Genomic DNA, 12,006 nt, shown 5'->3' on the forward strand with positions numbered 1-12,006 from the left:
GCAAGAAACGGAGGAAAGGACCTTACCTGAGACACAAGAGCCGTTGCAGCGGGCGCCGTTCAAGAGAAGAGCGGTTGTTTCCACTCAGGCGGGATACGCCGCGGTGATGATGATCTCTACCTTGAGATCTGAACGCGCCAGCTTCGCCTCCCCACAGGCTCTGGCCGGGGCGTGTCCTTCCGGAACCCAGGCGTCCCAGACCGAATTCATCTCGTCGAAATCCGATATATCGGCAAGCCAGACGATGGCCTGCAGGATTTGGGTGCGGGACGATCCGGCTTTTTTCAGCAGCGCGTCGACCCGCGACAGGCAATCGCGGGTCTGCTCCGCGACGTTCTGGCCCTCTCCGACCTGACCGCAGAGATAGGCGACACCGTTGTGCTTGACGATCTTGCTCATACGCGTGCCGGTTTCGAGGCGCTCGATCATTGGTCAGTTTCCTTTTCATCTTCAATTTGTCTGGCCAGTCCCGCCAGTTCACCAAGTGTGACAGGTTTTATGGGCGGGCGGATCCGAAAATAGCCGGTGTCCTGGGGTGACTGTCCGTTGGCCGCCGCGAGCAGCTCGGTCACCGTCAACCCGCAGTAACGCCCCTGGCAGGGACCCATGCCCGGCCGTCCGAACGCCTTTGTCTGGTTCGGGCCGCGGCAGCCTATATTTGCGTATTTCCTGATGTCGCCGGCGGTGACTTCCTCGCAGCGGCAGATAATGGTTTCGTCCGCCGGTGACAGGGCTTCGCCAAAGGGCGGATAGGCCCGGTCGATGAACGGGCGCGCGGCCAGTTCTCTCCGCAAGCCGCGGCGCAAGGGCAGGGCAGCCGCGTCGCGTTCCGCCAGCGTTATCGCTCCTAGCTCACATGCTATCGCCAGGGCCGAAATCCTGCCTGCGATTGCAGCCGCATCAGCACCGCCGATACCAGCGCCGTCGCCGGCAATAAAAACTTGCGGGTGAGTTGTGTGGCCCCATTTGTCTTTTTCCGGAACGAAAGCGCGCTGCAGTTCGTTCCAATGGTGCGGAACGCCTATAGACCGGGTTGTCTGCGTATTGGCAACGACACCGTGATGCAGGAGCACCGTGGAGCAGACCAGCCGCCGCTGCCGCCCGCCGGAGGTGAAGCGGATAGCCTCGACATGGTCCGTCCCTTCCAGCGCGATTGCGGAGGCGCCGGTGAAACGCTTCACGCCGGATGAACGAAGCTCCGACAACAGGCCAAGACCTTTGGCAAGCTGGCGCCAGCCCTGCACGGCTCCCGTCCCGTGGCGAAGGACGGCGGCAAGGATATTCGCCGCCGACTGGGTCTCCACAAGGGCAAGCGGCGGTGTGCCGGCCCGGCACATCTGCGTCGCAACGAGATAAAGCAGCGGCCCGCAGCCGGCAAGGACCGCGTTTTCGACGAGCATGCCGGACTGCTTGAGCAGGATCTGCGCGGCGCCCGCGGTCATTGCGCCGGGCAGGGTCCAGCCGGGCACGGGCATTGGCCGTTCCAGCGCGCCGGTGGCAATCAGCAGACACTTCCCGGTGATGAAGGAGGCCACGCCTTCGACCGTGTAGGCGACACGGGTGTTCCGCTCGATCTGCCAGACCGTCGCTCCCGATATATGATTGATGTCCGCATTCCTGAGAGCGCGGACCATATTCAGGCCCTTGCCGAAGTCCGGTCCGAGAATATCGCAGCGCGCCTTCGCGGCACGCTCCACGTCCCGGTAGATCTGCCCCCCTGCCTGTTTCTGCTCATCCAGCAATACCACGGAAAGACCCGCATCCGCCGCGGCGCGGGCGGCCGACATGCCGGCGGGACCGGCTCCGATCACAACGAGATCCGCTTCAGTCATGCTCTGCCTCCCGCGCAGCGGGCCTTGAGATGCTCAGCCCCTCGCGCACCTCCGTCATGCAGGCCTGGCGGATGACACCGTCGATCTCGACCAGGCAGTCGAAGCAGGCGCCCATCATGCAGTAGGGATTGCGGGGCGCACCGGAAACCGGGGTGTAGCGAAAGGGGCCTGTGCCCGCGGCAAGCAGTTCCGCGGCAAGGTTGCCGCCCTCACAAAGCTGGTAATCGGTACCGGCAAAGGTCACGCGAACCTGCCGACCGCCGCCGGGAAGCTTACGCAATTGCGAAACGGTCTTCATTGAACACCTCCAGATCGGGAGCATCCGGAGTTTCCTCCAGCCACTCCGGAATGAAACGCGCATGTGCTGCGGCCAGCGTGATGCCGCTGTGGCAGGTCACAAGATAGGCACCGGGCATTTCCGTGCTCTTCTGGTAGATTGGCAGCCCGTCCGGGGAGAGGATCCGCAATGCGCCCCAACTGCGCACAAGCTGCGCCTTGCCCAGCACGGGATAGGTTTCAACGGCGGTTGCGGCGAGGCCGGCAAGACCTTCCAAAGTGACCGTGTCGTCAAATCCGACTTCTTCGTTCGTCGCGCCGATCTGGACCCCGCCTTCCTCGACTTGACGCGCAATCAATGATGGCCGGTTCATGATCCTTGGCAGTTTCTCGGTGATCAGAACCTGCCCGCGCTGCGGACGTATCGGGGCCTTGAAGCCCATCTTCGGCCCGAGTTCGGTCGCACCGAGACCGGCCGAAAGAACGGTTTTAGCGGCCTCGACCGTCGTTCCGTCACTGCATTCGAGCCAGAAGCTTCCATTCAAGCGGACCGACTTCACGGTCTTGCCGTTCAGGATGCGGCCACCGAGACGGCGCACATCGTCCGCCAGCGCCTTGAGCAGCTTCAGCGGATTGGCATGGCCGTCCTGATGATGAAGGATTGCTCCTGTGACCTTCGGCCCGATCTCCGGTTCTTCCTTGCGCAGCTCGTTGTGCCCGAGGATCTCATATGGATAGTCGCCGTTCAGTTTGGCTTTCAGCGTTTCGTATTTCCGGACGGTGTTGGCGAGTGTCTCCTCGGAAAAATGGAAGTCGTACCCCCCGTTTTGTTCGAGGCCGACTTCGTAACCGGTGTTGCCGCGAAGTTCGTCCGAGAAGGCCCGCCACGCCTTTACCGACTGCTGGGACCATTGCGCATAGCGCGGCTGGTTCATGCCCTTTGACTGGACCCATACCAGTCCGAAATTTCCCCGGGAAGCTCTGAAGCTTCCGTCATCGCCATCGATGACTGTCACCGATCTGCCCCGATTGAGCAGACCCCAGGCGACAGAGAGCCCAACAACCCCCCCACCGATAATGGCGTAGTCCGATTCCATGATGTGTCTCACGCATGCGCTTGAAATTCCGGCCGGCAAACCTGTTGCCGGCCGGTCGGTGGCCTTTGGAAGCATGATTTTTCGCGTTCAAATTGAACGCAAAGCTCTCTAGTTGCGAGCCTTGTCCAGGATCTCCTGACCCCATTCGGAATCGATGTCGGTGAGCACAAGCGGCCAGACATCCTCGCGGACCTTGGCGGCCATGGCGGCAAGCTGTGCGTCGGTCAGTTTGACGACATTCGTGCCCAGCTCGTCGGCAAGACGTTTTTCCCACTTGCCCTGGTCTTCCTCCGCTACGATCCAGCGCTTGGCCTCAAAGTCAGCAGCCGCTTTTTTCAGGGCTTCCTGGTCTTCCGCGTCGAGGGAAGACAGCGACTCGTTGGAAATGATCATGAACCAGACTTCAAAATGCGTGTTGGCCGGAATGTAGGACTTGGTCACATCCCGGAAGGACGCGTAATAACCCTCGGCTCCCGAGCCGATGACGCCGTCGACCACGCCCGTCTGGATGGCGGTGAATGCCTCGGAAAACGGGATCGGCGCGGGAATATATCCGAGCGCCTCACCGGTGAGCTGGAAGCTCTTGATGCCGGGAACACGTACCTTGATACCATTCGATTTCGACGGATCGCCCGGATCGACCGGGTCGCGATTGAGCGAAATCCCGCCGAAGTAAACGGGATAAGCGGCCAACATCGTTATGTCCTGCTTGGCATACAGCTTGGCCATGGTCGAATGCAGGATGCCATCCGGACCGTAGATCTTGCGTGCCTCGTCCCAGTTGGCGGCAAGGTACGGAAAGGACGCAATCTGCATTTGCCGGTCCGTGCCCGTGGCAGCGGGCTGGGTGGCCATGTCGATGCCGCCGACGGAGACGGCTTCCTGGACGACGGTATAGTCGCCAAGCGCTGAGGCGGCGAAAATCTGAATGTCGATATCGCCGCCCGTTGCGTCCTTGACGGACTTGGCGAAATCCTTCAGCTCGACATCGATCGTCGCTCCCTGAGGACGGACATGGCTCATCTTGAGTTCCTCTGCCTGGGCGGTGCAGGCAAGGCCGACAACGGCGGCGACGGCAGTCGCTCCCAAAAGTATGTTCATGGTATTTCCCTTTCTGGTTTTATGGTTCTGCGTTCCGGTCTTTCCTGACGAAGCGGTTCAGTAGCCGAACAGCCGTGGCAGGTAGAGCGAGAGGTCCGGCCAGAAGGAGGTCAGGAAGACCACCGGGACATAGCCGAACAGGATCAGGAGCATGGCGGGAGGTATGACCTTTGTGACTTTGACATTGCCGATCCGGGCGCCAAGATAGAGGATGGATGCATAGGGCGGGGTCACGCCGCCCATGGCGGTATTCACACCCATGATCGCGGCAAACTGCACCGGGCTCACGTCAAGCGCCTGCATCAGTGGCAGCAGAAGCGGTGCGACAAGCAGTATGGCTGTTGCGTCATTGACCACCATCCCCACCAGGAACAGCAGGATGTTGATCAGGATCAGCAATATGACCTTGTCTTCGGTGATGCCGAAAATCACGCTGACCAGCTGTTGCGGAATGCCTTCGTAGATGAACATACGGCCGAGGATCATCGAAAACAGGATCATCAGCATGATGGCGCCGACAGCCGTGGCCGCGTTCTTGCCGGCAGCCAGGAAATTGTCGAGACGCAGGCCGCGATAGATCAGGAACCCGACGGGAATCGCATAGATCACCGCGACTGCGGCGGACTCCGTCGGCGTCATGATACCGCCGTAGATGCCACCAAGGATGATGACCGGCATAAGCAGCGCCGGAAAGGCGTGGAAGCCTCGTCTGGCCACTTCTCCGGTAAATTCGGCGGCAGTCGGCTTTTCGTCCAGCACAAGATTGAACTTGCGGGCCATCCACAGGTTCACCACCGAAAAATTGAACATGATGAGCAGGCCCGGACCAAGCGTTGCCAGGAAACAGGCGGCAATCGAGGTGTCCGTGACCCAGCCATAGAGGATCATGGTTGCCGAAGGTGGAATGAGGAGACCCAGAATGGACGAGTTTGAAATCAGCGCTGCGGCATAGGCACGGGGGTAACCGCGTTTTTCCATCTCCGGAATGAGCAGTGGGCCGATCGCCGAGACACCGGTGAGACCCGAGCCGGAGATTGCGCCGATGACCGCGCAGGTGACCGCCGCCACCACGCCGAGCCCGCCGCGCACATGACCGACGAAGGCATTGACAAACCTGAGCAGGGCGGCGGCGATGCCGCTTTCCGACATGATGGTGCCGGCCAGCACAAACAAAGGAATTGCAAGCAGGACCGGATTGCCGAGCTGCTGGAACCCCCAGAGGACCATGCCCTTCATGGTGACGTCCCCGACGAAATACATCGTCATCAGGGCGGCGCCGAAGCACCAGGGAAGCGGCACTCCGAAGGTGAGTGTGACGACCAGAAGCGCAATGGCCAGAAGCGCGATATCGATCATCGTGCGCCTCCGTTCACAAGGGTCCTGATATGAGCCAGCAGGTAAAGACTTGTGTAGACCATCATCAGGAAAAGGCCGCAGACCAGGGCGACGTCGGCATAAAAGGTGGGAATATAAAGGGTCGGGCTTTCCCGCCACACGCGCCAGGCGTATCTGGTGTAGTCCCAGGCCCAGTACAGCAGCCACAGACCGACCACGAGACTGATGATCTCGCCGACGACCGCAAGGATCGTGTGCTGGCGTTCGGTCTTGAGGAAGATCTCCAGCACATTCGCGCGAATGTGCGTGTTTTCGCGTGATGCGTTGACCGCGCCGAGAATGTAGAGCCAGAGGGTCGGAAACAGGATCGTCTCTTCCAGGCCCATGACCGGAACCTGAAGGACATAGCGCGTAATAACCTGAACAAACTGGCCAAGCGCCACACAGCAAATTAATGCCGTGAGCAGCCACTGTGCGAATTTTTCCAATTTTGCTCCCCAATGGTCGTTGGCCTCCTGACAGGCCAATGCGTATTTTTCACGAGTTTAGGGTGCGCCAATACATAAAAACAAATCGGAAATATTGCTATTTTGATAGAAGAGCTTTATGGAAGTTACATGAATCTGTCCTTCCGCCAGCTCCAGACGTTTGTTGAAGTGATGCGTACCGGTTCAGTTTCCGAGGCGGGCCGGGCGCTTGGCCGGACCCAGCCGGCGATCAGTGCCATGATCGCGGGACTGGAAAGGGAGATAGGTTTTCCGCTCTTCGAACGCGAAAGACGGCGGCTGGTCCCCAGGCCGGAAGCCTATTACTTCATGGAAGAAGCGGAGTTCATGATCAAGCGCATGAACCAGTCCGCGCGGATTCTACAGGAGATCGGCAATCTCGATGCAGGCAAACTGAAAATTGCCTGTAATCCCGCAGCCTCCAACTATTTCCTGCCGAAGCTCGTTGGCGAGTTCACACAGGACAAGGCCGACATCGAGGTTTCCCTCATGATGCGGTCTTCGCCGGTCGTTGCGGAGTGGATCGCCTCTCAGCAGTATGATGTCGGCTTCGCGGAGACGCCGGAACCGCGCAGTACAATCCGCACGGAAGATTTCAGCTTTCCCTGCGTTTGCGCACTGCCGGAAGGAGATCCGTTGGTGCGGAAATCGGTGATCACGCCGAACGATCTCGACGACAAACCGATGGCTGTGCTTTTCAAGGAGCACCTGATCAGCGTCCAGATACGCAAGGCGTTCGAGGACGCCGGTGCTCGCCTGAGGCAGAGATTCGAACTCAGGACGTTTCTCCCCGCTCTACAGCTTGTCGCCCAGGGCAGCTGTTACACGATCTGCGAAAGTCTGAGTGCCGTCAGCCACGTCAGAATTTTCGGTGACAGGAGCGCCGTGACGTTCAGACCGTTCAGTCCGGGCCTTTTCCTCAATATGTCGGTGATGACGCCGGCGAACCGTCCGGCATCGAGGCTCGCCCAGGCATTTGCGGTCCGCTTGCAAAAGGAGATCTCGAACCTTGTGAGCGGTGTGGATGAGGAGCTGTTCTCGATCCGGAAGTAAACCATGAAGCAGTGTTTATCGTCCGCTCCCCGGAACGCCCTGCCTTTCAATCGGTTAAATCCACTGCGCCGACCTTGGAGAAGTGCGTAAGACCATATCATGGCTTGCATCTGCGGCGATTTGACCTTATTCCGCCGTGCAACTGGATTAACTCGCGACCCCATGAGTTCTCATGGAGGGAGTATCGCCGTTGAAGATGGAACTGCCGGTCAACCGCGCGATGAGCGCCCGCTACGACGCGCTGATCGCATCCGGCGAGATTTCGGAAGACCCCGTCCAGCGGCAGGCGGTGCGCCAGCTGGATCTCCTCAATACCCGTCTTGCCGAAACCAGGCTCGCGTCGAAGAAAAGCTCGCTCGGCTGGCTGTTCGCGAACAAGAAGAACCAGCTCTGGTCTGCGGTGCAGGGACTTTATATGTGGGGCGGCGTCGGGCGCGGCAAAACCATGCTGATGGATCTCTTTTACGAGGTCACGGTGATCCGCCGCAAACGCCGGGTGCACTTTCACGAATTCATGGGCGACGTGCATGAGCGCATTCACGCCCACCGCCAGGCGCACAAGCGCGGCGAGGTGAAGGGCGACGATCCGATCCCGCCGGTTGCCGAACAGATCGCCGAGGAAACCCGGCTGCTGCTCTTTGACGAGTTTTCCGTCACCGATATCGCCGACGCCATGATCCTCGGCCGCTTGTTCACCCAGTTGTTCGAAAAGGGTGTGATCGTGGTGGCGACATCGAATGTCGAGCCGTCCAGTCTTTACAAGGACGGCCTCAACCGCCAGCTGTTTGTCCCCTTTATCAATATGCTGACCTCCAGGGTTGAAATCCTCCATCTGGATTCACCGACGGACTACCGTCTGGAGAAGCTTGCCGGGGCCCCGGTCTATATAACGCCTCTCGGAGAGACGGCCGATGCGCGGATGGATGAGATCTGGACGAAGCTGACCCACGGGATGAAGCCGCATACCGCGGAACTGGAGAACAAGGGACGCAGGATTGCCGTTCCCTGCACGGCCGCCGGCGCGGCGCGGTTCACCTTCGATGACCTGTGCATGCAGCCGCTGGGAGCGAGCGACTACCTGCGCATCGTCCATGCCTTCAGCACCGTGTTCCTGGACAATGTGCCGGTCCTGTCGAAAGCCCGGCGCAACGAGGCCAAGCGCTTCATCATCCTGATAGACACGTTCTACGACAATGGCATCAAGCTGATCGTCTCGGCGGATGCAGAACCCCAGAATCTCTACACCTCGGAAGGGGGGACCGAAGCGTTCGAATTCGACAGGACAGCGTCCCGGTTGATCGAAATGCGGTCCGAGGCCTACCTTGCGGGAGAAAGGCCGGAAACCCACGCATAGGTATATATTCCCTATAGGGCATGTATATGGACGGGAAGATATGAGAATTTTTGCCGGGCAGCGCGCAATAATCTTTTGGCGAGGTTGCGTGGGCGCGGCAAAGGGAGTAGTGCCATCGTCAGTCATCGGCGGATGGCATGGAGTTCCATCTTACGTAAAGGGAAACTTTCAAAATGGCGCGTAACAAAATTGCCTTGATCGGCTCCGGTCAGATCGGCGGAACGCTTGCACATCTGGCAGGTTTGAAGGAACTGGGAGACATCGTTCTCTTCGATATCGCGGAAGGCGTTCCGCAGGGCAAGGCGCTCGATCTGGCTGAATCCTCGCCGGTCGACGGCTTCGACTCCAAACTGGCAGGTGCCAACAGCTACGAGGCCATCGAAGGCTCCGACGTGATCATCGTCACCGCCGGCGTGCCCCGCAAGCCCGGCATGAGCCGTGACGATCTTCTGGAAATCAACCTGAAGGTCATGGAACAGGTTGGCGCCGGCATTTCCAAATACGCGCCAAATGCTTTTGTCATCTGCATCACCAATCCGCTCGACGCGATGGTCTGGGCGCTGCAGAAGTTCTCCGGTCTGCCGAAGAACAAGGTCGTCGGCATGGCCGGCGTTCTCGACAGCTCGCGTTTCCGTTACTTCCTGGCGGAGGAATTCAACGTCTCCGTGGAAGACGTCACCGCTTTCGTCCTGGGCGGTCATGGCGACACCATGGTGCCGCTGACCCGTTACTCCACCGTTGCCGGCATTCCGCTTCCGGATCTGGTCAAGATGGGCTGGTGCACCGCCGATCGTCTGGAAGAGATCGTTCAGCGCACCCGCGACGGCGGTGCGGAAATCGTCGGCCTCTTGAAGACCGGCTCAGCCTTCTATGCTCCGGCGGCTTCCGCGATCGCGATGGCGGAAAGCTACCTCAAGGACAAGAAGCGCGTTATGCCTTGCGCGGCTGCCCTCGACGGCCAGTATGGCCTGAAGGACACCTACGTCGGCGTTCCCGTCGTGATTGGTGCCGATGGTGTCGAGCGCATCATCGAGATCGATCTTCACGGTGAAGAGAAAGGCAATTTCGACAAGTCCGTTGCATCGGTCAACGGTCTGGTTGAAGCCTGCAAGAAAATTCAGCCGGCGCTCGCCTGAGGCGGCGTTTGACCTGAAACCGTAGCATCCGCTTTCGGCACGCGCTGGAAGCGGGGCGCTAGAAACGGGAGAAATACATGAATATTCATGAGTATCAGGCCAAAGCGGTGCTGAAGGAATTCGGCGCTCCGGTGGCCGAAGGCGTCGCCATCTTCTCGGCCGACGAAGCCGAGGCTGCTGCCAAGAAGCTTCCCGGACCGCTATGGGTCGTGAAATCACAGATCCACGCCGGCGGCCGCGGCAAGGGCAAGTTCAAGGAACTTCCCGCCGACGCCAAGGGCGGTGTCCGCCTGGCTTTCTCTCTGGACGAAGTCAAGGCGCATGCCCGGGAAATGCTCGGCCACACCCTGGTTACCAAGCAGACCGGTGACGCGGGCAAGGTCGTCAACCGTCTTTACATCGAAGACGGTGCCGACATCGAGCGTGAGCTTTACCTCTCCATCCTGGTCGACCGCACCGTCGGGCGCCCGGCCTTCGTCGTCTCCACCGAAGGCGGTATGGACATCGAGGCCGTTGCCGAAGAGACCCCGGAAAAGATCATCACACTGCCGATCGATCCGGACACCGGTGTGACCGCCGCGGACGCAGGCAAGCTCTGCGATGCGCTTGAGCTTTCCGGTGCCGCCCGCGAGGACGGCATGACCCTGTTCCCGATCCTGCACAAGGCCTTTGTCGAAAAGGACATGAGCCTTCTGGAAGTCAACCCGCTGATCGTCATGAAGGACGGGCGCCTGCGCGTCCTCGACGCCAAGGTGTCCTTCGACGGCAACGCGCTCTTCCGCCATGACGACATCTTCGCCCTGCGCGACGAGACCGAGGAGGACGCCAAGGAGACCGAGGCGTCCAAACACGATCTCGCTTACGTTGCTCTCGACGGCGACATTGGCTGCATGGTCAACGGCGCGGGCCTTGCCATGGCGACCATGGATATCATCAAGCTCTATGGAGCCGAGCCGGCCAACTTCCTCGATGTGGGCGGCGGTGCTTCGAAAGAGAAGGTGACGGCCGCCTTCAAGATCATCACCTCCGATCCGAAGGTGAAGGGCATCCTGGTCAACATCTTCGGCGGCATCATGCGTTGCGACGTGATCGCGGAAGGCGTGGTTGCGGCCGTCAAGGAAGTCGGCCTGCAGGTTCCCCTCGTCGTCCGCCTGGAAGGCACCAACGTGGAACTCGGCAAGAAGATCATCAACGAGAGCGGTCTCAACGTGATCGCCGCCGATGACCTCGACGACGCCGCCCAGAAAATCGTGAAAGCCGTGAAGGGGGGGGCGTAAATGTCTATATTGGTCAATAAGGACACGAAAATCATCGTTCAGGGCCTGACCGGCAAGACCGGCACGTTCCATACGGAACAGGCCCTTGAATATTACGGCACCAAGATGGTGGCCGGCGTGCATCCCAAGAAGGGCGGGGAAACCTGGTCCTCCGGCGTCGAGGGTGCCGCCGAGCTGCCGATCTTCGCCTCCGTCGGTGAAGCCAAGGAAGCCACCGGTGCCGACGCCTCCGTGATCTACGTTCCGCCGGCAGGCGCGGGCGCTGCGATCATCGAGGCGATCGATGCGGAAGTTCCGTTCATCGTCTGCATCACCGAGGGTATCCCGGTGGCTGACATGATCAAGGTCAAGGCGAAGCTGGATAAATCCAGGTCCCGCCTGCTCGGCCCGAACTGCCCGGGTATCCTGACGCCTGAAGAGTGCAAGATCGGCATCATGCCGGGCTCCATCTTCAAGAAGGGGTCCGTCGGCGTTGTTTCGCGTTCCGGCACGCTGACCTACGAGGCCGTCTTCCAGACATCCAATGCAGGTCTCGGCCAGACAACGGCCGTGGGCATCGGCGGCGATCCGGTCAAGGGCACCGAGTTCATCGACGTCCTGGAAATGTTCCTGGCCGACGACGAGACCAAGTCGATGATCATGATCGGCGAGATCGGTGGCTCCGCGGAAGAAGAAGCAGCCCAGTTCCTGATGGACGAAGCGAAGAAGGGCCGTTCGAAGCCTATGGCCGGTTTCATCGCCGGACGGACCGCACCTCCGGGCCGCACCATGGGCCATGCGGGCGCGGTGATTTCCGGCGGCAAGGGCGGCGCGGAAGACAAGATCGCGGCGATGGAAGAGGCCGGCATCAGGGTATCTCCTTCTCCTGCGAAGCTCGGCGAGACGCTTCTCGAGGTTTTGAAGGGTTGATATCCGGGAATTCTTTGCAGCAGGGGACGTAAACTGTTTACGTTTCCTGCTGCATGATGGAAGGATGGGTTGTGGCGCGAATACCGTGCCGCAACTGATTTTCGAGGGGGCCGGTGTTTTTACATTGGTC

General features: G+C 60.0%; 12 protein-coding genes. 5 read left to right on the top strand and 7 right to left on the bottom strand.

The features are described from left to right. Positions 1–84: 84 nt before the first annotated feature. The 7 genes from OA90_RS07630 to OA90_RS07660 all read right to left on the bottom strand — a co-directional run bounded on the left by OA90_RS07630 (position 85) and on the right by OA90_RS07660 (position 6,129). Positions 85–429, bottom strand: a complete 345-nt coding sequence (locus OA90_RS07630) for a RidA family protein (RefSeq protein ID WP_068409065.1) — start codon at positions 427–429, stop codon at positions 85–87. Further along, complete coding sequence (locus OA90_RS07635; RefSeq protein WP_068409068.1) at positions 426–1,832, bottom strand: NAD(P)/FAD-dependent oxidoreductase; 1,407 nt, start codon at positions 1,830–1,832, stop codon at positions 426–428. The genes OA90_RS07630 and OA90_RS07635 overlap by 4 nt, the downstream gene beginning before the upstream one ends. Further along, a complete protein-coding gene (locus tag OA90_RS07640; RefSeq protein ID WP_068409070.1) occupies positions 1,825–2,130 on the bottom strand; it encodes a (2Fe-2S)-binding protein in 306 nt (101 codons plus the stop codon). Before OA90_RS07640 ends, OA90_RS07635 begins: the two co-directional genes overlap by 8 nt. Then, positions 2,105–3,205, bottom strand: coding sequence for an FAD-dependent oxidoreductase (locus OA90_RS07645; RefSeq protein WP_068409071.1), 1,101 nt, complete (start codon positions 3,203–3,205; stop codon positions 2,105–2,107). The genes OA90_RS07640 and OA90_RS07645 overlap by 26 nt, the downstream gene beginning before the upstream one ends. 108 nt (positions 3,206–3,313) lie before the next feature. Further along, complete coding sequence (gene dctP / locus OA90_RS07650) at positions 3,314–4,306, bottom strand: TRAP transporter substrate-binding protein DctP (protein ID WP_068409073.1); 993 nt, start codon at positions 4,304–4,306, stop codon at positions 3,314–3,316. Between the two features lie 57 nt (positions 4,307–4,363). Further along, the gene (locus OA90_RS07655; protein ID WP_068409074.1) at positions 4,364–5,662 is read right to left on the bottom strand and encodes a TRAP transporter large permease; all 1,299 of its coding nucleotides are present in this window, start codon (positions 5,660–5,662) and stop codon (positions 4,364–4,366) included. Then, complete coding sequence (locus OA90_RS07660; protein WP_068409245.1) at positions 5,659–6,129, bottom strand: TRAP transporter small permease subunit; 471 nt, start codon at positions 6,127–6,129, stop codon at positions 5,659–5,661. Before OA90_RS07660 ends, OA90_RS07655 begins: the two co-directional genes overlap by 4 nt. Before the next feature lie 129 nt (positions 6,130–6,258). On the opposite strand from OA90_RS07660, the gene OA90_RS07665 reads away from it, so the two are divergent. The 5 genes from OA90_RS07665 to sucD all read left to right on the top strand — a co-directional run bounded on the left by OA90_RS07665 (position 6,259) and on the right by sucD (position 11,876). Beyond that, positions 6,259–7,200: a LysR substrate-binding domain-containing protein gene (locus tag OA90_RS07665; RefSeq protein WP_068409075.1), complete on the top strand. Its 942-nt coding sequence runs from the start codon at positions 6,259–6,261 to the stop codon at positions 7,198–7,200. Between the two features lie 172 nt (positions 7,201–7,372). Continuing rightward, entirely contained in the window at positions 7,373–8,554 is a 1,182-nt protein-coding gene (zapE, locus tag OA90_RS07670; RefSeq protein WP_244274561.1) for a cell division protein ZapE, read from the top strand. Positions 8,555–8,727: 173 nt separating this feature from the next. Continuing rightward, positions 8,728–9,690, top strand: coding sequence for a malate dehydrogenase (gene mdh / locus OA90_RS07675; protein ID WP_068409082.1), 963 nt, complete (start codon positions 8,728–8,730; stop codon positions 9,688–9,690). A gap of 77 nt (positions 9,691–9,767) precedes the next feature. After that, positions 9,768–10,967, top strand: coding sequence for an ADP-forming succinate--CoA ligase subunit beta (gene sucC, locus OA90_RS07680; protein WP_068409084.1), 1,200 nt, complete (start codon positions 9,768–9,770; stop codon positions 10,965–10,967). After that, positions 10,968–11,876 (top strand): succinate--CoA ligase subunit alpha, encoded by a 909-nt coding sequence (gene sucD / locus OA90_RS07685; RefSeq protein ID WP_068409085.1) that lies wholly within the window; start codon positions 10,968–10,970, stop codon positions 11,874–11,876. Positions 11,877–12,006: the final 130 nt, after the last annotated feature.

Origin of the sequence: Labrenzia sp. OB1, assembly GCF_001624695.1 — a bacterium.
Taxonomy (GTDB): Bacteria; Pseudomonadota; Alphaproteobacteria; order Rhizobiales; family Stappiaceae; genus Roseibium.